Origin of the sequence: Microbacterium sp. NFH-22A-Y (assembly GCF_021401375.1) — a bacterium.
Taxonomy (GTDB): domain Bacteria; phylum Actinomycetota; class Actinomycetes; order Actinomycetales; family Microbacteriaceae; genus Microbacterium; species Microbacterium hominis.
The window spans coordinates 433,724-453,664 of sequence record NZ_JACBGF010000003.1 but is presented as its reverse complement, the minus strand read 5'-3'; the positions used below and the strand labels follow the sequence as shown (position 1 = coordinate 453,664).

Below are 19,941 nucleotides of genomic sequence, written 5' to 3'. Positions count from 1 at the left end.
GCCCGATGAAGATCCTCTCCATCCAGTCCGCCGTCGCGTACGGACACGTCGGCAATTCGGCCGCCGTGTTCCCTTTGCAGCGCATCGGCGTCGAGGTGCTGCCGGTGTACACGGTGAACTTCTCCAACCACACCGGCTACGGAGCCTGGCGCGGACCGCTCATCTCGCCCGACGACGTCCGCGACGTCATCACCGGGATCGAGGAGCGGGGCGTCCTCGGGGAGATCGACGTCGTTCTCAGCGGCTACCAGGGTGGGGAGGGCATCGCCGACGTCATCCTCGACGCGGTCGCGCGCGTGAAGTCCGCGAACCCGGCGGCGATCTACGCGTGCGATCCGGTGATGGGCAATGCGAAGAGCGGCTGCTTCGTCGCCCCCGCCATCCCGATCCTGCTGCGCGAGCGCGTCGTGCCGGCGGCCGACATCATCACGCCCAACCAGTTCGAGCTCGGCTTCCTCACGCAGACCGAGCCGGGCGACCTCGCCTCGACCCTCGCGTCGGCCGACGCCGCGCGCGCGATGGGGCCGCGCACCGTGCTCGTGACCTCGGTCGAGCGCCCCGACGCGCCGGAGGGCACGATCGAGATGCTCGCCGTGACCGACGACGGCGCGTGGATCGTGCAGACGCCGCGCATCCCGATGAAGGCGAACGGGTCGGGCGATGTCACGGCGGCGCTGTTCACGGCCCACTACCGGGCGAGCGGGGATGCCGCGGATGCCCTCGCGAAGACCGTGTCGAGCGTGTATGACCTGCTTCAGACGACGTTCGACGCCGGTGCGCGCGAGCTCCAGCTCGTGGAGGCGCAAGAGTTCTACGCCCACCCGCGGCTGCAGTTCCCCGTGACGCAGGTGCGCTGAGGTTCGGCGTTTCGACTCGGCGCTGCGCGCCTCGCTCAACGACCGGGACTCCCCTCGCCCCCGGTCGTTGAGCGGGCGCAGCGAGTCGAGACGTTTCCGGTCGTTGAGCGAGCGCAGCGAGTCGAAACGCGCCTCGCCGGCGTTCCCGGTGGTTGAGCGAGCGCAGCGAGTCGAAACGCGCTGCACCCGCGCTTCCGGTCGTTGAGCGAGCGAAACGCCCCTCGCCGCGTTTCCGGTCGTTGAGTGAGCGCAGCGAGTCGAAACGCGCCTCGCCCGCGCTCCCGGTCGTTGAGCGAGCGCAGCGAGTCGAAACGCCCCCACCCCGTCAGAACAGGTCGTACGGCCAGCGTGCGCTGAGCTCGGGCGAGATCGCCTCCAGTGCGGCGCGGGTGCGCTCCACGGCGGTGTCGCTCGTCTCGTCAGCCGCCTCGAACGACGCGAGCACGTGCCCCACCATCAGCCACTCCGTGATCGAGAGGTGCATCGGCGCGAAGCGCGACACGGCCCTCTCGCCGTCGACGTGATCGAAGAACCAGACGTCGCCGCGCGGCCCGAGCCACCATTCGTCGCCCTGGCCGTTGTCGCCGACGATCACCCATCCCGCGGCGACCTCGAGGTCCACCCAGTACAGCGGATCCTGCCGCTCCCGCGTCTCGGTGACGGCGCGGGCGACATCGAACGCGGTGATGTCGCCGCTGAGCTCGACAGTGGATGCCGGCAGCGCCCGGAGCCGGCTCTCGTCGACGGCCAGGGGCTCGGCGCCGTCGTCAGGCCCTCCGACGCTCACCACGACGGCACTGTCCTCACGCGTGCGGCCAGGCTGAGGCGACGGCTTCGCGCACCTCGCCGAGCAACTGGGGCAGGGCCTTGGTGCGCGCGATGATCGGGAAGAAGTTCGCATCGGACGCCCACCGCGGCACGATGTGCTGGTGCAGGTGCTCGTCGACACCGGCACCCGCGACGGCACCCTGGTTCATCCCGATGTTGAAGCCGTCGCAGCGCGAGACCTCGCGCAGCACCCGCATGCCCACCTGGGTGAGCGCGCCGATCTCGGCGACCTCCTCCGCGGTCGCCTGGTCGTACGTCGCGATGTGGCGGTACGGGCACACGAGCATGTGGCCGGAGTTGTAGGGGAACAGGTTCAGCAGCACGTACGACGTGACGCCCCGGTGCACGATGAGGCCGTCGGCATCCGACTTCTGCGGCGCCGCGCAGAACGGGCACCCCGATCCGCGGAGGGCGTCGGCGCCCGTGTTGATGTAGGCCATGCGGTGCGGCGTCCAGAGCCGCTGGAAGCCGTCGGGGACGCCGGCGAAGGCGCTCGCCTCCTCGAGAGAGGCGTCTGCGTTTCGACTCGCCCCCGGCTCGCTCGACGACCGGGGGGTCGCCTCCGGCTCGCTCAACGACCGGACCCTCTCATGCGAGGTCCGCCGCGGTGTTCACGAGCAGCTTGCCCGAGATCGCGGCGACGATCTTGTCGATCGCCTCGTCGACGGGGATGCCGTTGGTCTGCGACCCGTCGCGGAAGCGGAACGAGACCGTGCCGGCGGAGCGGTCCTGCTCCCCCGCGATCAGCTGCAGCGGCACCTTCTGGGTGGTGTGCGTGCGGATCTTCTTCGGCATCCGGTCGTCGGAGTGATCCACCTCGGCGCGTACGCCGGCGGCCCGCAGGCGCGCGACGATGTCGTCGAGGTACGGCGCGAAGTCGTCCGCGACGGGGATGCCGACGACCTGCACGGGTGCGAGCCACACGGGGAACGCGCCGGCGTAGTGCTCCAGGAGGATCGCGAAGAACCGCTCGACCGAGCCGAAGAGCGCGCGGTGGATCATCACCGGGCGGTGCTTCTCGCCGTCGGGTCCGGTGTACTCGAGCTCGAAGCGCTCGGGCTGGTTGAAGTCGAGCTGGATGGTCGACATCTGCCAGGTGCGCCCGATGGCATCGCGCGCCTGCACGGAGATCTTCGGTCCGTAGAACGCGGCGCCGCCCGGGTCGGGCACGAGCTCGAGCCCGGATGCCTCGGCCACCTCGCGCAGGGTCTCGGTCGCCTCGGTCCAGAGCTCGTCGGCGCCGATAAACTTCGGGTTGCCGTCTTCCTTCGTCGACAGCTCCAGGTAGAAGTCGTTGAGACCGTAGTCGCGGAGCGTCTGGAGCACGAAGTCGAGGCTGTGGGTGAGCTCGCCCTTGACTTGGTCGGCCGTCACGTAGATGTGGGTGTCGTCCTGGGTCATGCCGCGCACGCGCGTGAGGCCGGAGAGGGTGCCGCTCTTCTCGTAGCGGTACACCGACCCGAACTCGCTCAACCGCAGCGGCAGCTCGCGGTACGAGCGGCCGCGCGAGCGGAAGATCAGGTTGTGGAACGGGCAGTTCATGGGCTTCAGGTAGTACTCCTGGCCCTCGCGGCTGACGTGGCCGTCGGCATCCACGACCTCGTCGAGCACCATGGGCGGGTACATGCCGTCGGCGTACCACTGCAGGTGTCCGCTGGTCATGAACAGGTCGCCCTTGGTGATGTGCGGGGTGTTGACGACCTCGTAGCCGCTCGCGAGCAGACGCTCGCGCATGTAGCGCTCGATCTCGTAGCGGATGATGCCGCCCTTGGGATGGAACACGCTGAGGCCGGGGCCGATCTCGTCGGGGAACGAGAAGAGGTCGAGCTCCTTGCCGAGCTTGCGGTGGTCGCGCTTGGCCGCCTCTTCCAGACGCTGCTGGTAGGCGCGCAGCTCGTCCTTCGTGGGCCACGCGGTGCCGTAGATGCGCTGCAGCTGCGGGTTCTTCTCGCTGCCGCGCCAGTATGCACCGGCCACGCGGGTGAGATCCCAGCCGTTGGACACGTAGCGGGTACCGGGAACGTGCGGACCGCGGCACAGGTCGCGCCAGGCCACCTCGCCGTCGCGGTTCACGTTCTCGTAGACCGTGAGCTCGCCGGCGCCGATCTCGGCCGACGCGCCCTCGGCGGCGTCGGCACCCGAGCCCGGACCGCCGGCGAGCGAGATGAGCTCGAGCTTGAACGGCTCGTCGGCCATCAGCTCGCGCGCCTCGGCCTCGTCGACCACGCGGCGCACGAACCGCTGGTTCTCGCGGACGATGCGCTCCATCTCCTTCTTGATGGCCTTGAGGTCGTCGGGAGTGAAGGGGTCGACGTTGCCGAAGTCGAAGTAGAAGCCGTCGGTGATGGGCGGGCCGATGCCGAGGTTGGACTGCGGCTTGATGCGCTGCACGGCCTGAGCCATGACGTGCGCGGTCGAGTGGCGCAGGATCGACAGGCCGTCGGGGCTGTCGACGAGGACCGGCTCGACCTCGTCGGCGGCCGTGACGACCGTCGCGAGGTCTTTGAGGTCGCCGTTGACGCGCAGAGCGACGACGGAGCGGTCGGGGAACAGGGTGAAGCCGTCGGCGGGGTAGGTCACGGCCGCCGCGGGTGAGACGTCAGTCAAGGAAGGTCTCCAGAAGATGGATCGGATGGGATGCTCAGCTTCGGGCGCCGCGCGCCCTGCCCGCTCAGGCCCAGATCGTTCGTGCACCGGGCGTTCGGGTGCCGGTCGCGAAGGCGCTGATCCGGCTCTGTTCCATGTGTGCAGTCTATCGCCGCACCGGACCGCTCGATGAGGGTCCATGATGGATGCCGTGATGCTTGCCGTGGTCGGAGCGGTGCTGCTGCTCCTGGGCGGCGCCGCCGTCGTGTTCGGGGTGCTGCCACCGGAGGCCGCCCTCGAGATCGGCGATCGGGTCTGGCCGATCCTGCTCTTCGTCGTGGCAGTCACGGTCGTGGCCGAGCTCGCGGCGCAGGCCGGTGTCTTCGACGCCGCCGCGGCCCGGCTGGCGCGCCTGTCACGGGGGCGCGTGATCGTCCTGTGGCTGATGGTCGTCGCGTTCGCGGCGGTCGTGACCGCCTTCCTGTCGCTCGACACCACCGCGGTGCTGTTGACGCCGGTGGTCGTCGCGGTGGCGCGCGCGAACGGACTGTCGCCGATGCCGTTCGCGTTCGCGACGGTGTGGCTGGCGAACACGGCGTCGCTGTTCCTGCCCGTGTCGAACCTCACCAACCTCCTTGCCGCGCACCGACTGGGCGATCTCGACGCCCTCGGTTTCCTCGTGCTGCTCGGCCCGTCGGCGGTCATCGCCACCGTCGTCACGGTCGTGCTCCTGTGGCTGACGAATCGCCGCGACCTGCGCGGTCGGTTCACCCCCGCGCGGCCGCCGCGCGTCGCCGACCCGGCCCTGCTGCGCATCTCCGGCGTGGTGCTCGTCGTCATGTTGCCGCTGCTGGTCATCGGCATCCCGCCGTGGATGCCGGCGCTCGGCGCCGCCGTCGTGCTGTCGGTCGTCTTCGCCTGGCGCTCGCCGCGTGTGCTGCGGTGGGCTCTGGTCCCGTGGCAGCTGGTCGTGTTCGCCTCGGGGCTCTTCCTGGCGGTCGGTGCCGCCGAGGCGCTCGGGTCGGGGGCGCTGCTGGCCGCGGCGACCGGAACGGGTGAGGATCTCGTCTCGCTGTGGCAGGTCGCGGGCGTCGGGCTCCTGGGTGCGAACGTCGTCAACAATCTGCCGGCGTACCTCGCGCTCGAGTCGGCGGCGGGCTCCCCCGTGCGTCTGGCGGCTCTGCTGATCGGCGTGAACGCGGGACCGCTCATCACGCCTTGGGCATCGCTGGCGACGCTGCTGTGGCACGAACGGTTGCACGCCGTGGGCGTCGATGTGCCGTGGAAGCGCTACATCCTGCTGGGGCTCGTCGTCGCCCCGGTCACGGTGGCGCTGGCCGTCCTCCCGCTCGCGCTGCGCTGAGTCCGGCGCGGGAGACCCGGTCGGATCGTGGGCAGGCGGGCTCAGAGGTTCTTGAGGGCCTCTCGGGCGCTGAGGGGGCTCAGACGGTGTGCGGCGACGAACGCGCGCGCCTCGTCGGGTCTCGTGCGCGCGGCATCGCGCAGCGCCCACCCGATCGCCTTGCGGATGAAGAACTCCGGATCGTCGGCGTTCTGCTCGATGACATCGGTGAGCAGATCGAGGTCGAGACGGTCGCGTCGGCCGAGCTGCGCGATGATCGCGAGCCGCCGCATCCACAGGTCGTCGTCGACGCTCCAGCCGCGCACGAGCAGGGTCGCCTCCGCGGGGTGGGCGTCGAGCAGGTCCGCGACGCGGTGCGCGAGCTCGTCCGTGATGTCCCACCACTGACCCGTCCGCACCATGTGCGCGATCAGCGGGACGATCGCGAGGTCGCCCTTCACCGGTCGCAGCGCGAGCAGGGCCAGCGCGGCATACCGCTCCTCGCGGAACTGCGCGCCGTCCCAGAGGGTGAGCGCGGTCTCCTGCAGCACGACGCCGTCGCGGATGCCGCGCGCGCGGGCGTGTACGAGCCGCCTCGCGGCGGGCACCCGCACGCCGAGGAACGGCATCGCCGACTTCATGTAGGCCTGCTGGCCGGCGGCGCGCGCGGGGTCGGCGGCGAGCCGCAGATCGGCGCGGATCGCGTCGGTGAGCTCGTCCATCTCCGGCGTCAGCCGACGGTGAGATCGACCTGGATCTCACCGGCGAGTGCTTCGAGGGCGCTCGTGAGGGCACCGGCATCCGCATCGGCCGGCAGGCTGACGGTGACGGTCGCCTCGAACAGGCTGCCGCCCGCCATGGGGGCGTCGAGCGTACGGCTGCGGAAGGTGTCGATACTCAGGGCGTGGGCCGCGATGGCGGCGGTGACGTCGCGGACGATCCCGGGGCGGTCGTTGCCGAGGACCGTGAACGAGACGGCGTGCGGTGTCGCGATCGACGTCGGTGACGGTGCGTCGTGGGTCGTGATCCGCAGCAGGCCGTCGAGGCCGTTCAGCGCCGTGATGAGGGACTGCTGCTGGTCGTCGGGCACCGACACGAGCACGATGCCGGCGAACGCGCCCGCTAGTTCGGCGAGCTCGCTCTGCTCCCAGTTGCCACCGTGGTCCGCGACGGTGTGGGCGAGGGCGCTGACGAGACCGGCGCGGTCGTCGCCGACGACGGTGAGCACGAGGTGGGCCATGCCGCGAGCCTAATGCTCAGGCCACGGCGGGTGTGAGCGTCGCTCCGCGGCGGCGCATCGATTCCACCAGGACGATCAGGAGCAGCGTCAAGGCGAGCGCCACCCACCCCGACCCCAGGCCCGCCCCGCCCTCGGCGATCGGCTTCGCGAGGGCATCCGCGACGGACGCGCCCCAGGGACGCGTCAGGACGTAGGCGGCCCAGAACGCCGGCACCGCGGGCCAACGGCCCCACCGGTGGCCCGCGGCGATCACCGCGATCGCGACCGTGAACAGGGCGATCGAGCCGACGTAGCCGATGCCGAGTCCCACGGCCGTGAAGTCTCCCACCGCGGTCCCGAGCGCGAAGGTGCCGACCACCGCGGCCCAGTAGAACAACTCGCGGCGGGTGGTCGTGATCTGATGCACCGACACGGTTCCTTCGACACGTCGCCACAGCACGAACACGATCGCGAGGGCGACGGCGTAGGCCGTCGCGGCGACGGGGTAGGGCACCCCCAGGGCCACGTGCATGACGTCGGCGGCCATCGTGCCGAAAACGCCGACCGCGGCGACGGCGAGCCAGTAGGCACGCGGACGGTACCGGTGGCGCGTGAGCTGGAAACCGACGGCGCCCACGAAGAACGCGAAGCCGAGGAGCACGGCGACCTCGGGCGGCATGATGCGGATGGAGTAGTCGGAGACCGCCTCCCCCAGCGCCGTCGATGCCGCTTTGGCGGCCCAGAAGGCGGCGGTCGGTACGGGAACCCGCGACCGCGGCGGAACGGGGTCAGACGTCTGATCGGTCTGGGCTTGCGTGGGGGGCACGACCCGAGTTTGACGACATCGCACCAAGACGGCACCAAGAAATCATCGGCGGAGCGCGACGGCGCCACGCCGGATCCCAAAGCGTCGTCTGTGATCGCGTGTGGTTACGGTGAGGAGGTGAACGGTCTGGGGACCATCACAATCGCAGCACCATCTCCCGAGATGGACTGCGCAAGGCGGGACGTCAGATGCAAACGTCCCGCCTTTTTCGTCTGCGGTGGGAGAGGCAACTCCCCGTCACTGCTTCTTGCGCTTGAGGGCCTTTGGGATCGCTCCTTGTGGGGCCGCCCTTATGGCCCCAGGTGTGCTCACTATCGGCGGGATCTCGCGCATACCGAGGTTGTCGCCCTTGTCGCACAGCAGCTTCGCGGCACGACGTTCCTACGGACTTGCGGGTACATTGCGACCCTCGACGAATCCACCTCAGCCGGACGCGACAACACGGCCCTCCTCGTCGCCCTCGCCGAGTAAGCGCAGGATGCCGCCGACGCGCAGTTTGCCCTCGACGGCAACACCGACGGTTACCGTGCGACGCTCGAGAACAGTTAGAACGCCCTCGTCTCGGCTACAACGCCGACGCCGCCCAAGCCCTCGCCGACCAGATCTCGGCATCCCCTCCGACATCCAGTAGAAGATGATCGCCGGAACCGCCGCCGCCCGCACCACCATCGACACGTTCATCCGCGCCTACGACGGCCGCACCATCACTCTCAAACTCACCACCGACCAGGTCGTCGTCGGCGACCGCGTCTACGGAGGGCTGCGAGACGGACGCGTAGCCGGCGGAATCATCCCCGGCGCACCCTCCAACGTCGACGACCGCATCTACCCCGTCGCAACCGGAGAGTTCATCACCCGCGCATCCGGAGGGGCCGGTGCGTGATCTTCTGCTTGAGATCGCCGGGCTGCAGGATGGAGGAGTGCTCGACGGGTTCGAGCTGTCCGTCATCTCGCGGGTTCATCAGCAGATGACAGATTCGATCCGGGAAGTGTATCGGCCGCGGTCGTCGCTAGAGGCTCAACTCGAGCACGAGAAGGCGCGTAAGGATCTCGAATCACAAGGCATCACGATCCCCGCGTGGACGGAGGATGACACCGCTTTCGTCGTAGAGCGATGGGAGCGATGGCGAGATCGCTGAATGGCCTTGCTTCATTAATCAGATCGAGTCGCGGACTGAGCGGGTGCGGTGCCTTAGGTCAGAGCGACGACACCGGCTGACGCTGTTCTAAGCCGTGATGCGGTCCCTGACGACCTTGAACGCCTCGTAGATCGCACTGTCCTCGACCAAAGGCGACTGCCGGGGATAGGCGGAGCCGCCGATCTGAATCCGCTGTCCGCCAAGCACGACACTGAACACGAAGCCCTTGTGGCGTGGATGCTCTTCGGTTCCGTCGTAGTACGAGTGCTTGGTTTCGATGACGATGGCAGATGCGCTCGCCACCGGGCACAACTTTGTGACGTGACTCGCGCTATCGGATTCAAGACGAAGCGCATCTACCATGACAAGAAAATTCGGGTAGACGACCAGGAGCGTTCCGGAGAAGCTGTCATCCAGGGAACCGGTCACGGCAACGGGAGATACCTCTTCACCGCTTGCAAGAAGGACGGAGGACACGACGGTCCCCACGTTCCGTCTGAAGCCGGGCATCATGCTGTTCTCAGCGCCCTGGAGGACTTCGTACCACCCGCGCAAGCTCTTGATGGCGAAGTAGAGGGTGCTGCTGGCATCCGTGTTCGGCATGTGGACAGTCTGCATGCCACTCCCGACACCGCCCTACGGTGCAGGCATGGAGGATTGTCTGACCTGAAGGACCGGCCCCCGGATGGGACGACCACAGGTGTTGTGCGACGCGGGACGGAGCGGACCAGACGACCGAGCCCCGATGGATTCACTGGGTGGACAGTCTCGATCAGTGGGCCACCGTGGCCGGCCTCGTAGCAACCGCGACGAGCCTCGCAGCTCTCGCGAACGTGCTCGCCGCGGCCGCGGCCGCGGTCGTGACTCTGGTGCGCCGGGAGCGTCGCGACGGGCCGGTGTTCCCGACGCCGTTCCTCAAGCGCAGGGATCGTCGCAACACGGCGAACGAGTGGCGGGCGGCGCGGGAGCGGCTCGAGCTGGGTGAGTATACCTTCCACTCGTTCCGCAAGACCGTCGCGACCGCGCTCGATCAGGCCGGTCTTTCGGCTCGCGCGATCGCTGAGTATCTCGGCCACGCGGACCCGTCGTTGACGATGAACGTCTACATGAGCAAGCCGGTGGGCGGCACGGCGGCGGCGAGAGCACTCGATGAGGTATTGCGCAAGATGGCGAATAAGTGACACCTACTCACGCTCGCGCGTGCTGAGGGAAGACTCGTTTCACTTGGTAATCAGAAGCGATAGCGGCGGGGACCCCGATCGCAGCAAGAACAGCGAGGCCGATCCACATGGCCGTTGTGTGATCAGGGGGCATCCCGTACGCGAGTAAGCCGAATGCTCCTAGAACGACGCCACCGAGTCCGAGAAGGCCTAAGCCGTACATCAGGACCACGCACGCCACGCCGGTGATCTTGATCGCCGTCGTATTGCGGCTCGCCATCGCGCCATCGAACGCGAGAGCCAAGCCGACTGACAACCAAAGAATCGTGAACGCCGCCTTCTGCGCTGCGGGGTCGCCGAGCACCTGGTCGACGAGTTCCTCGAAGGTCGGTCTCCCCGAAGTGGAGCGGGGGCCCATGGCCGTGAGCCAGGCGACAGCGCCGTAGATGCACGCTACGGCGGCGCTTTGCAGAGCGACCAAAATGCTGACACGGAAGGCGGCGCGCGCGTTGAGGGCGTCGAAGCCACGCCGCGTCGAAGACGCGACCATTGCCGCGCCGGATGTGACGCGGCGTGCTGTGTGAATCCAGTCGAGTATCCACAGCACGAGCATCGCGGGCACCAGTACCAAGAACGGTACTCCGGCCAACTGCAGGAACGACCACACGACGTCCTCGAAGGATGGGAACGGATTCTCCACGGGCTCGTTCATGCTCGCAGTGCCTTCATGGCGCGATCATAGCGATCCTGGCAGTCGAGCGAGATCCGCGGGATCGAAGGATAGACTCCGGGCTGGCTCCTCGAACGGTGGGAGAGTAGAGATAAATGTGCGGGGTGACATACCCTCGTATTCCGTAGACACCCCGATTTGGCCCGGATTTCCGGGCCTTTCCGGCTTGGCGCAATTGGTAGCGCACCGTACTTGTAATTGCGCACCGTGCATGATCAGGGGTATCTGCGGGGTTTCGGCTTGCGCGCAAGCGCCAGAGGAACGTGGCCGAGGGGTATCCGCCCTTTCCCGCCGATACCAGCATATGTGCGGGGTAAATGCGGGGTCGATGAGTGCACTTTCCGCCAGCCTGAGCCTCTGATGAGCCTGTGCACCACGCCCGGTAGCGGCGCGGATCACCCCTCCTTCTGCTCCGCGATCCACGCCTCCACGACCTCGGGCTTCCAGCGCAGGTATTTGCCGACCCTGAACGGCTGCGGTCCGTAGACGGGTCACATCGTCCGCCACGGGTAGGTCGTCTGGACCGCGACGCCGAGCTTGTCCGCGACGTCAGGAGCGCACCTGGCGCCCGCTGCGTGGGCGGTGGCGGCGTCGGTGCCGCCACGGGCTCGGATGGCGCCTTGGGGGGCTTCTAGCGCGATCAGGAGGGCTTCAGCGATGTGGTGAGCGATCATCGCGACGGCGTGTTCGCGTGGTGTGGCAGGGCTTGGCATGGTCTTCACGATCGCATCGCGGCGCGCGTCTAGCTGACTGTCAGCGGTGGATGCTACATTGCGAGTACGACGAGCCGGATCCCGGAGCGTTGTTCGCCGAGAGCCCCACGCATGTGGGGCTTTCGTGCGTCAGGGGTCCCATCGGCGGTGCTTCGCGACGATAGGGCGGAGAGCCCACCACAACATGTCGACGAGCTTCACCGCGCGCGCGTCCTGGGTCTGGTGGGCGTCCCGCCGCCGGTAGAGGTAGACGGCCAGGTCGATGAACTGCAATCCGGGTGACGCAGATGAGTCGGCGAACATCATCTGCTCGATCCGGGCGAGCTTGCTGGGTCGGTAGCCCGGTGTGCCGATCTTCTGGTAGATGCCGAAGCGGCGCGAGTGTGCTTCCTGGTCGGTGACCTGGTCGCAGATCACGATGACCTCCTCGCCCTTGCTCGCGGCGTACGTGTTGACGTCTTCGAGCACATGTCTGAGGCAGACAAGGTGCGGCGGGTCGGGGTATGCGTATCGGGCATTGAGTCGTGCGACATCCACCCCTTGGATGTAGACGACCGCGGGGAGTGTGGCGAGCCTGGTGAGAGCGTGCCGGTAGATCTGGCCGGCGGCGCGGTGCTTGTTCCTGATGGGCTCCCAGCCATCGCGACCAGCCATGATGCGGTGCCCGTGGAACTCGGTGCCCTTCTCGATTCCGAAGCCTGCGGCGTACGCGGCGGCCTCCTTGAGGGCGTCGCCCATCTGCCCGATGTCGTCGACGCTGATGACGAGGGCGGCGACGTAGTAGCGGTCCTGAGTGTAGGACTCGTCTATGAAGGCGAAGAGCACGCGCCCACCCTAAACGATGCCTCCCCCCACCGACCTTTCACAGCGTGATGGCGCCCGCGCCAACTGCCACCGTGCCCGAGGATCGGAACAGCGCTCTCACGTGGCGGGTGCGATTAGTCGAGACCCATGTCTCGCTCCGCGATCCGGTCTTGCAGGATCTCGGTGAGCGTCGTACCGATCGTCATCACGGCCTTGTTGAGAGTGACGATCTGCATACGCGCGGACAGGATGGCCACAGCGTCTGGCGAGATGGGCGTCGGCCCACCGCCCGGGTTGACTTGCCGGTGCAGCTCCAGCTCCTCGGCAGCGATCTTCTCGAGCTGTGCGGTCATGTCCTTGAGAGATGTGATGAGCGCCTTGGCCTGCTCAGCTTCGAACACTGTGTTCCCTTCGGTTGGATGGCGGCGTGCTCAGGCTATGGGCTTTCGCCGACATTGGTCAGCGGAGGAACAGGATCGAGCCGGACACGCTCACAGACGGCACCGTGTAGGCCTCCGGGAACGACGCGAACGCGCTGACGTCGATCGAAGCGCCCGGGGTGGGCCCGAGAGCACCGCCGACGCTGCGGTCGCCACGGAGCCGTAGAGCCCCGCGGGGATACTGTTCCGCATCGTGTTCCGCGCGGTGCCGCTGACATGGGTGCTCGTAAGCGTCGACGAGGTCTCTCCGCTAGCGCGGCACGGGAACGGGTGCGATTCCGGACTGCGGAGAACCGATCTGGAGCTTGAGGAGGTTCTCTCCCCCGCGGTACGCGTTCCATGTGCGGAACAGGTAGAACAGCGCCTGCCCCGGCAGGATGCGTCGGGAAGCGCCGGCCTAAGTCGGACGCCACGCGGCGGGAAAGTGTCAGGAAGGGGTCTCCAGGGCCCGTCTGGATGCCGTCGCGGATGCGGTTGAAGAACTCTGCGGTGTCGTCCATGTCGATCGCGGAGAACTCGAGGAACGCGACCCCGAGTGCGCTGACGGGCAGGCGTATGTACCGGTAGACGTTGCGCGCGAACCGTGCGGCGAAGTCGATGTCCGGGATGCCCATGACCGCTTCGGCCATCTCCGTCTTCGTCAGCTGCGCGCTCCCACCGATGTGGGATGCCGCGTGCTTCACGTCGCCCTTCTTCCACGCGACATGCAAGCGAGCGATCGCACCGACGTCCTTCGCATCCGCACGCTCCGACAGGCCGGTGATGACGAGCATGTCCCCCGTGTTCCGAGCAGACCCAGAGTCCAACACGACAAGAGCCTCCTGGCTGATCCCCCGTACGACGAGTACCCATGCGCCGCAGCCGGCGGACACGATCGCGTGACATCGGTTCTGCCCGTCGATGAGCCGACCGTCGGTGTCGAACTTGATCGCCTCGCCCGTGAGCACCCAGTTTCCGGACTGGATGTCACGTACGTATCCGTTGATGCGGCTCTTCTTCACGTTGCGGTTGCGGTCGATGTTGCGTGCTAGCCACTGCGCCGCTAGCTCGGGCGTGACGAACACGTACTCAGCCGTCTCTCCCCCGGGCCCGAGGGCGATCGAGGAAGTTTCTGCGGAGCGTGCGAGATCCTGTGTTGTTTCGGCCGGGGCCGTGGACTTTTCCCTGGTCATACTGTGGTTCTAGTCACACAGCGGAGCAGTTGCACTATTGCCCGGGCTCGCCGATCGATGTTGCCCAGATGTTGCCCGGCCCGCATCCGGGCACAAAAAAACCCCGGCTGACCGGGGTTGTTCTTGTGCGCGATACTGGGATCGAACCAGTGACCTCTTCCGTGTCAGGGAAGCGCGCTACCGCTGCGCCAATCGCGCCTGTACAGGCATGTTCAGTTATGAGGCGAGGTGGCGACGGGATTCGAACCCGTGTAAACGGCTTTGCAGGCCGGTGCCTAGCCGCTCGGCCACGCCACCGTGTGGATTAACCGTGTGGTTTGACCCCACGTGCCGTGATCACTTCGAAAAGAGATCCCTGCACTCGAGCGGATGACGAGACTCGAACTCGCGACCCTCACCTTGGCAAGGTGATGCGCTACCAACTGCGCTACATCCGCGTGCTCCCTGGTTGCCCCGGGAACTTGATCGACTTTAGCCCACTAATCCGCCATCGCAAAACCGGGCGCAGCCCGCGCGTGTCTCGGCATCCGGGCGCTGACGGATTCGTGCCTGGGGCCCGCATCCGGTAACATCGGATCTCGGCCCGCACGGGCCATGGGCGATTGGCGCAGTTGGTAGCGCGCTTCCTTCACACGGAAGAGGTCATCAGTTCGAGTCTGGTATCGCCCACCATCCACCTCCCTCTCCCTCGGGTCATTTCACGGCCATGCGCGGATGCTCGGTCGCCGGTGTGCCGGTAGGGTCGCGCCCATGAGGGTTCCCCGCGCGATCCGGCTGTCCCTGCTCATCGTGGCCTGGTTCAACCTGGTGTCCGCCGTCATCGGGCTTCTTCTGCTCACGGTCGTGGGCGGCGACAGCGTCGGGATGCCGCCGGAGTGGCTCGAGCGCACCCCGTTCACCTCGTGGGTCTGGCCCGCCCTCATCCTCGGATTCGTCGTCGGCGGGGCGCAGGCGCTCGCCCTGGCCGCGCAGCGACGGCATCTCGCCGTCGCGTGGGGACTGCACGCCGCATCCGGGCTCGTGATGATGATCTGGATCTTCGTGGAGATCGCGATGCTGCTCGTCTGGTCGCCCCTCCACGGCATCTATTTCTCGACCGGCCTCGTCCAGACGGTGCTCGCAGTGCTCGCGCTCGGTGCCTGGCCACGGCCGTTCCTGGCACCGGAACCGCGACGAGTGGGCTCCGGCGGCGGGAAACACCCCCGACATCGGGCGCTGGCAGACTGACGCCATGACCACGGCGCGCATCATCGTCCTCTTCCTGCTCGCCGCGGTCGCGGAGATCGGCGGCGCCTGGCTCATCTGGCAGTCGGTGCGGGAGAACAAGGGCTGGCTTTTCGCGCTGCTCGGTGTGCTCGCGCTCGGGGCCTACGGTTTCGTCGCGGCCTTCCAACCCGACGCGCACTTCGGACGCGTGCTGGCGGCGTACGGCGGTGTGTTCGTGGCGGGCTCGCTCGCCTGGGGCATCGTCATCGACGGCTTCAAGCCGACCATCTGGGACTACGTCGGCTCGGGGGTGGCGCTGCTGGGGGCGGCCATCATCATCTTCGCGCCGGTCGTGCAGCGCACCGTCTCGGAGTGATCGCGGGCGATCGCCTCCGCTACAGGTCGCTGCTCCAGCCGTACCGCTGCTGCAGCGCCGCGGCCACCCCGGCGAAGCGGCGACGGTCGAGTGTCGCCGCTTCACGTCGCATGCCGCGCACGTGCACGCTGTACAGCTGCTCGATGTCGACCCACGAGGGTCGGCCCTGCGCGTCCCACGCGCCCGGCCCGATCGACAGGTAGTCGCGGTCGCCGTCGTGCGACTTGCTGGTGAGCCGCACGGCGTAGACGCGGTCGGCGCCGTGGCGACCGATCACGAGCACAGGGCGGTCCTTGCCCCGACCGTCGTTCTCCTCATAGGGCACCCAGGTCCAGACGACCTCCCCCGCATCCGGCGCACCGTCGCGCCGCGGGCTGTAGGTGATGCGCAGCCCGCCACGGGCGGGAGGGCGCACCTCGCGCGTCGCGGTCTCCCCCTCGCGTCCCGGCGAGGACGGCGGGGTGGGTGCTCCCGCCGACCGGGACGAGGGCGCCGCCCGCCGCGACCCATTGCGGCTGAAGAGGCCGACGACGCCGCGCAGCAGTGCCGTCAGGGATCCGTTCCGCTGGCGCTCCGTCATGGACACACGCTACCAACCACGCTCCCCTCCCCCACCCCGCTGATCTCCGAACCGCTATCCCGCGTGCGAGCCGCTACCCCGCGGGCGGTCCGTCCCGTGGCGGCTGGTACAACGCGTAGCGGCTGGCGCACCGCGAGTGTGCGTGCACGCCGAAGGGGCGCCGGACCGGGAGATCCGACGCCCCTTCGGGCTGGTGACGCGGGAGCGTCAGTCGACGAGCGCGTAGCCCTCTTCACCGTGGACGGCGGTGTCGATGCCGGCGACCTCGTCCTCGTTCTTGACGCGGAAGCCGATCGTCTTCTCGATGATGAAGCCGAGCACGTAGGCGACGACGAAGGAGAAGATCAGCACGGTGACCGCGGCGATCGCCTGCAGGATGAGCTGCTCGGCGTTGCCGCCGAGGAACAGGCCCGTGCCGGTCGCGAAGAAGCCGAGGAACAGGGTTCCGATCAGACCGCCGACCAGGTGGACGCCGACCACGTCGAGCGAGTCGTCGAACCCGAGGCGCCACTTGAGCTCGACGGCCAGGGCGCAGACGGCACCGGCGATGATACCGAGCAGCAGGGCCCAACCGGGAGCGAGGTTGGCGCAGGAGGGGGTGATCGCGACGAGACCCGCGACGGCACCGGAGGCGGCGCCGACAGCCGTGGGCTTGCCGTCCTTGAGCTTCTCGACGATCGCCCAGCCGAGGATGGCGGCAGCGGTCGCGCCGAGCGTGTTGAGGACGATGAGGCCCGCGGGCGAGCCGACACCGGCGATACCGCTCAGGATGTCACCCGTGGTGCCCTCGGGAGCGGCGTAGAAGGCGGCCGCGCCGGCGTTGAAGCCGAACCAGCCGAACCACAGGATCGCGGCTCCCAGCATCACGAGCGGCACGTTGTGGGGCTTGTGGATGCCCTTCTGGAAGCCGACGCGCTTGCCGAGGACCAGGGCGAGGGCGAGGGCGGCCGCGCCGGCGTTGATGTGGACAGCGGTGCCACCGGCGTAGTCGATCACCTCGGTCGAGAAGCCCAGCGTCGTGCCCAGGTTGAAGATCCAGCCGTTGGTGTTCCACACCCAGCCGGCGACGGCGAAGTAGTCGATGGTCGCGAAGAAGAACGCGAAGATCATCCACGAGCCGAAACGGGCGCGGTCGGCGATGGCGCCGGAGATGAGGGCCACGGTGATGATCGCGAAGGTGGCGCCATAGGCGACGGCCGTGAGGTTCACGGTCGCGTCCTCACCGGTCGCCATCGTGCCGAGGCCGAAGTCGGAGAAGGGGTTGCCCAGGATGCCGCCCCACCAGTCGGCGGTCTGCATGTTGAATCCGTAGAGGATCCAGAGCACGGCGACCAGTCCCATCGCGCCGAAGCTCATCATCATCATGCTGATGACGCTCTTGGCCTTGACGAGCCCGCCGTAGAACAAGGCCACTCCGGGCGTCATAAAGAGCACGAGCGCCGTTGCGGCGATATACCAAGCGAGATTTCCGCTGTCCATGAAGGTCCTCACTGATGTGTTGTGTAACTCGGACCGGGTCGTCGCGGTTTCGGGGTCGGGACGTCCCAGCGCAATCAGTGTCGCGGCGTGCCGTTTCCGACGGCATGCGTCTCGTGTTTCGCGTCGGTTACACGGGCGCCGCTCACGTAAACATCACGTTTCGTCCGGGCGGTCGGCGCCGGTGAATCCCCTCAGGAATGCGTGAGCGCGTTGAGGCGCGAGATCGCGCGGAGGTACTTCTTCCGGTATCCGCCGGCGAGCATGTCGTCGCCGAAGACCTCGTCGAGGGGGCGGCCGGTCGCGCGGACGGGGATCTGCGCGTCGTAAGCGCGGTCGACGAAGGCGACCAGGCGCAGGGCCGCGGACTGATCCTGCAGTGTGACCACATCGCGCAGACCGATGGCCGACAGCCCGTCGAGCAGGCGCACGTAGCGGGACGGGTGCACGGTGGCGAGGTGGGCGATCAGGTCGCCGAAACGGTCGTCGGAGACCACGCCGGATGCGGCGGCCTCGTCGATCGCGGCGCGATAGCCGTCGTCGTCCCACACCTCGGCGTGGCCGTCGATGGCACGCTGGCGGTAGTCGGTGCCGTCGATGCGAATCGTCTCGAAGCTCGCGGCCATCGCGTGGATCTCGCGGAGGAAGTCCTGGGCGGCGAAGCGGCCCTCCCCCAGTGCGTTCGGCGGGGTGTTGGAGGTGGCGGCCAGCCGCGTGCCGGTGGGCACCAGCTCTCCCAGCAGCCGCGTCATCACCATCGTGTCGCCGGGGTCGTCGAGCTCGAACTCGTCGATGCAGAGCAGATCGGCGCCGCGGAACAGCTCGACGGTCTTCTGGTAGCCGATCGCTCCGACGAGGGCGGTGTACTCGATGAACGAGCCGAAGTACTTCCGGCGTGCGGGCACCGCGTGGTAGATCGCCGCGAGCAGGTGGGTCTTGCCGACGCCGAAACCGCCGTCGAGATAGACGCCGGGCTTCATCTCGGGTGCCTTCTTCGCCCGACGGAACAGTCCGCCGCGCTCGGCCGGGCCGCTCCCCCGGCTGAACGCGATGAGGCGGTCCTTCGCCTCCTGCTGCGACGGGTAGGCGGGATCGGCGCGATAGGTCTCGAACGTCGCGTCGTCGAACTGCGGCGGCGGCACGAGTGCGGCCACCATCTCGGCGCCCGACACGGCGGGCTGGCGCTCCGCGAGCCGGACGATCCCGGTGGTCGTCGACGTCATCGTTCTCCCTCGTCGGTGGGGTGCGTCGCCGGCACCGGCAGCAGATCGCGGTCGCGGAGCCAGTCGCCGATCGCATCGGTCCACCGCTGCTGGTCGTAGTTCCACAGCTTGGTGTGGCGGGCCGTGCGGAACACCTGGAGGTCGACCAGATCGGGCCGCGCGGCGGCGAGTCGGTGGGAGGCGCTCGAGGGCACGAAGCCGTCGTCGTCGCTGTGCAGGATGAGCACGGGATGCCGCAGCTCGCCCGCCCGGGCCACGATGTCGAGCCGGTCGAACGGGATCGCCCCGTCCGCACCGGTGGCCGGCGCGGTCCAGTCGGAGCGCAGCGCGCCGATGGCCAGACCAGTGACCGGAGACGGAACGTGCAGGGCCTTCGCCTGGTAGGCGAGCACGGTGCGCCAGTCCACGACGGGTGAGTCGAGGATCACGCCCGAGATCTGTTCGCGATGCGCCGAGCCGAGCGAGGTCTGCAGGGCGATGGCCCCGCCCATCGACCACCCCATCAGGAGCACGCGGCGCGCTCCGTGTCGGAGGGCCCAGCCGACGGCGGCATCCACGTCGCGCCATTCGGTGGCGCCGAGCGCGTAGGCGCCCGCACGGCTGCGCGGGGCGTCGCCGTCGTTGCGGTACGACACGACGAGGGAGGTGATGCCGAGCGCGTGGAAGACGGGGACCGCGCGGAGGCATTCGGCCCGTGTGGTGCCGCGCCCGTGGATCTGGATGACCCAGGTCTCGTCGTCGAGGTCGCGGGTGGGCTCGGCGGGGAACAGCCAGGCCGGGCAGGGTCCGATCGCCGCGTGGACGTGCTCCGTCGTGAACGGAAGGTGCAGTTCCTCGGGCCGCTGGTAGTACCAGCCGCTGAACGCGGCCGCCGGGGCGAGCGTCGACTGCCCGCTCACCTGGGTGAGCAACTTGCGCTTGACGGTGGTCTCGTCGCTCGAGAGGACCGACCCGACCTTCAGGTAGTCGGCCGATCCTGTGGTGAACAGGCCGTAGCGGCCGGGCAGCACGGTATCGGCGGTGCGCGCCAGCGTGATCGTCTGCGCGGGGACGTCGATGTCGACGATGCGCGTGTCGGGCACACGTCCCGAGGGGGTAACGACGCGGCGGGCCATCCGGAGGGCGACTCCCGCGGCCATCGCCACCACCGCGAACAGGGCAGCGGCGAGAGCGAGAGCCAGCATCCGCAGAGTCGCCGCAGGGCCGATTCGTGAGGCGCCGAAGGCGGCGCGCCTGGGTGCCTTCATCGTGGGGCCATCCTAGT

Annotated in this window: 22 protein-coding genes and 4 tRNA genes; 8 read left to right on the top strand and 18 right to left on the bottom strand. The window is 68.2% G+C overall.

Annotated features, from left to right (window positions below; genetic code table 11):
• The first annotated feature begins 5 nt into the window (after positions 1 to 5).
• On the top strand, positions 6 to 857 hold the full coding sequence (gene pdxY, locus L0965_RS13190) for a pyridoxal kinase PdxY (protein WP_101306378.1): 852 nt from the start codon (positions 6 to 8) through the stop codon (positions 855 to 857).
• 325 nt (positions 858 to 1,182) lie between these two features.
• On the opposite strand, the gene L0965_RS13185 is transcribed toward pdxY, so the two are convergent.
• Genes L0965_RS13185 through thrS form a run of 3 tightly spaced genes read right to left on the bottom strand, consistent with a single transcriptional unit; the run spans position 1,183 to position 4,292 of the window.
• Positions 1,183 to 1,647: an SMI1/KNR4 family protein gene (locus L0965_RS13185; protein ID WP_232783902.1), complete on the bottom strand. Its 465-nt coding sequence runs from the start codon at positions 1,645 to 1,647 to the stop codon at positions 1,183 to 1,185.
• A 13-nt stretch (positions 1,648 to 1,660) separates the two neighbouring features.
• Positions 1,661 to 2,260, bottom strand: a complete 600-nt coding sequence (locus L0965_RS13180; RefSeq protein ID WP_101306377.1) for an HIT domain-containing protein — start codon at positions 2,258 to 2,260, stop codon at positions 1,661 to 1,663.
• Between the two features lie 13 nt (positions 2,261 to 2,273).
• Positions 2,274 to 4,292 (bottom strand): threonine--tRNA ligase, encoded by a 2,019-nt coding sequence (gene thrS / locus L0965_RS13175; RefSeq protein ID WP_101306376.1) that lies wholly within the window; start codon positions 4,290 to 4,292, stop codon positions 2,274 to 2,276.
• 181 nt (positions 4,293 to 4,473) lie between these two features.
• Between thrS and L0965_RS13170 the strand changes: the two genes are divergently transcribed.
• Entirely contained in the window at positions 4,474 to 5,634 is a 1,161-nt protein-coding gene (locus tag L0965_RS13170; protein WP_101306375.1) for an SLC13 family permease, read from the top strand.
• A 41-nt stretch (positions 5,635 to 5,675) separates the two neighbouring features.
• Here L0965_RS13170 and L0965_RS13165 read toward each other — a convergent pair whose 3' ends face one another.
• From L0965_RS13165 to L0965_RS13155, 3 genes are read right to left on the bottom strand one after another with little or no spacing between them, the layout of a single operon-like run.
• Entirely contained in the window at positions 5,676 to 6,335 is a 660-nt protein-coding gene (locus L0965_RS13165; protein WP_101306374.1) for a DNA alkylation repair protein, read from the bottom strand.
• An 8-nt stretch (positions 6,336 to 6,343) separates the two neighbouring features.
• On the bottom strand, positions 6,344 to 6,853 hold the full coding sequence (locus L0965_RS13160) for a glycine cleavage system protein R (RefSeq protein WP_101306373.1): 510 nt from the start codon (positions 6,851 to 6,853) through the stop codon (positions 6,344 to 6,346).
• A 16-nt stretch (positions 6,854 to 6,869) separates the two neighbouring features.
• Entirely contained in the window at positions 6,870 to 7,658 is a 789-nt protein-coding gene (locus L0965_RS13155; RefSeq protein WP_101306372.1) for a hypothetical protein, read from the bottom strand.
• 634 nt (positions 7,659 to 8,292) lie between these two features.
• Between L0965_RS13155 and L0965_RS13150 the strand changes: the two genes are divergently transcribed.
• Positions 8,293 to 8,541 carry a hypothetical protein gene (locus L0965_RS13150; RefSeq protein WP_101306371.1) on the top strand — a complete coding sequence of 83 codons (249 nt, stop codon included), beginning with the start codon at positions 8,293 to 8,295 and terminating at the stop codon, positions 8,539 to 8,541.
• Entirely contained in the window at positions 8,534 to 8,797 is a 264-nt protein-coding gene (locus tag L0965_RS13145) for a hypothetical protein (RefSeq protein ID WP_101306370.1), read from the top strand. The genes L0965_RS13150 and L0965_RS13145 overlap by 8 nt, the downstream gene beginning before the upstream one ends.
• An 87-nt stretch (positions 8,798 to 8,884) precedes the next feature.
• Here the strand turns inward: L0965_RS13145 and L0965_RS13140 are convergent, their stop codons facing one another.
• The gene (locus L0965_RS13140) at positions 8,885 to 9,400 is read right to left on the bottom strand and encodes a hypothetical protein (RefSeq protein WP_157831616.1); all 516 of its coding nucleotides are present in this window, start codon (positions 9,398 to 9,400) and stop codon (positions 8,885 to 8,887) included.
• A 155-nt stretch (positions 9,401 to 9,555) separates the two neighbouring features.
• On the opposite strand from L0965_RS13140, the gene L0965_RS13135 reads away from it, so the two are divergent.
• The gene (locus L0965_RS13135; protein WP_198553617.1) at positions 9,556 to 9,978 is read left to right on the top strand and encodes a tyrosine-type recombinase/integrase; all 423 of its coding nucleotides are present in this window, start codon (positions 9,556 to 9,558) and stop codon (positions 9,976 to 9,978) included.
• 7 nt (positions 9,979 to 9,985) lie between these two features.
• Here the strand turns inward: L0965_RS13135 and L0965_RS13130 are convergent, their stop codons facing one another.
• The 7 genes from L0965_RS13130 to L0965_RS13100 form a co-directional block, all read right to left on the bottom strand.
• The gene (locus L0965_RS13130) at positions 9,986 to 10,669 is read right to left on the bottom strand and encodes a hypothetical protein (RefSeq protein ID WP_101306367.1); all 684 of its coding nucleotides are present in this window, start codon (positions 10,667 to 10,669) and stop codon (positions 9,986 to 9,988) included.
• Positions 10,670 to 11,529: 860 nt separating this feature from the next.
• The gene (locus L0965_RS13125; protein ID WP_198553616.1) at positions 11,530 to 12,225 is read right to left on the bottom strand and encodes a DUF3800 domain-containing protein; all 696 of its coding nucleotides are present in this window, start codon (positions 12,223 to 12,225) and stop codon (positions 11,530 to 11,532) included.
• A gap of 113 nt (positions 12,226 to 12,338) precedes the next feature.
• A complete protein-coding gene (locus tag L0965_RS13120) occupies positions 12,339 to 12,605 on the bottom strand; it encodes a hypothetical protein (RefSeq protein WP_101306366.1) in 267 nt (88 codons plus the stop codon).
• A 35-nt stretch (positions 12,606 to 12,640) separates the two neighbouring features.
• The gene (locus tag L0965_RS13115) at positions 12,641 to 13,816 is read right to left on the bottom strand and encodes a hypothetical protein (protein ID WP_157831615.1); all 1,176 of its coding nucleotides are present in this window, start codon (positions 13,814 to 13,816) and stop codon (positions 12,641 to 12,643) included.
• Between the two features lie 126 nt (positions 13,817 to 13,942).
• Positions 13,943 to 14,014, bottom strand: a tRNA-Val gene (locus L0965_RS13110).
• A 28-nt stretch (positions 14,015 to 14,042) separates the two neighbouring features.
• Positions 14,043 to 14,113: transfer RNA gene (locus L0965_RS13105), tRNA-Cys, on the bottom strand.
• A 67-nt stretch (positions 14,114 to 14,180) separates the two neighbouring features.
• Positions 14,181 to 14,253, bottom strand: a tRNA-Gly gene (locus L0965_RS13100).
• Between the two features lie 159 nt (positions 14,254 to 14,412).
• On the opposite strand from L0965_RS13100, the gene L0965_RS13095 reads away from it, so the two are divergent.
• The 3 genes from L0965_RS13095 to L0965_RS13085 all read left to right on the top strand — a co-directional run bounded on the left by L0965_RS13095 (position 14,413) and on the right by L0965_RS13085 (position 15,398).
• Positions 14,413 to 14,488: transfer RNA gene (locus tag L0965_RS13095), tRNA-Val, on the top strand.
• A 78-nt stretch (positions 14,489 to 14,566) separates the two neighbouring features.
• Complete coding sequence (locus tag L0965_RS13090) at positions 14,567 to 15,043, top strand: hypothetical protein (RefSeq protein WP_101306363.1); 477 nt, start codon at positions 14,567 to 14,569, stop codon at positions 15,041 to 15,043.
• A 4-nt stretch (positions 15,044 to 15,047) separates the two neighbouring features.
• Positions 15,048 to 15,398 carry a YnfA family protein gene (locus tag L0965_RS13085; RefSeq protein ID WP_101306362.1) on the top strand — a complete coding sequence of 117 codons (351 nt, stop codon included), beginning with the start codon at positions 15,048 to 15,050 and terminating at the stop codon, positions 15,396 to 15,398.
• A 19-nt stretch (positions 15,399 to 15,417) separates the two neighbouring features.
• On the opposite strand, the gene L0965_RS13080 is transcribed toward L0965_RS13085, so the two are convergent.
• From L0965_RS13080 to L0965_RS13065, 4 genes are all read right to left on the bottom strand, one after another.
• Positions 15,418 to 15,978 (bottom strand): type II toxin-antitoxin system PemK/MazF family toxin, encoded by a 561-nt coding sequence (locus tag L0965_RS13080; RefSeq protein WP_101306361.1) that lies wholly within the window; start codon positions 15,976 to 15,978, stop codon positions 15,418 to 15,420.
• A gap of 207 nt (positions 15,979 to 16,185) precedes the next feature.
• Positions 16,186 to 17,457: an ammonium transporter gene (locus L0965_RS13075; RefSeq protein WP_060959568.1), complete on the bottom strand. Its 1,272-nt coding sequence runs from the start codon at positions 17,455 to 17,457 to the stop codon at positions 16,186 to 16,188.
• 191 nt (positions 17,458 to 17,648) lie between these two features.
• Positions 17,649 to 18,677 carry a cell division protein ZapE gene (gene zapE / locus L0965_RS13070; RefSeq protein ID WP_101306360.1) on the bottom strand — a complete coding sequence of 343 codons (1,029 nt, stop codon included), beginning with the start codon at positions 18,675 to 18,677 and terminating at the stop codon, positions 17,649 to 17,651.
• Complete coding sequence (locus L0965_RS13065; RefSeq protein ID WP_061781757.1) at positions 18,674 to 19,924, bottom strand: S9 family peptidase; 1,251 nt, start codon at positions 19,922 to 19,924, stop codon at positions 18,674 to 18,676. The genes zapE and L0965_RS13065 overlap by 4 nt, the downstream gene beginning before the upstream one ends.
• Positions 19,925 to 19,941: the final 17 nt, after the last annotated feature.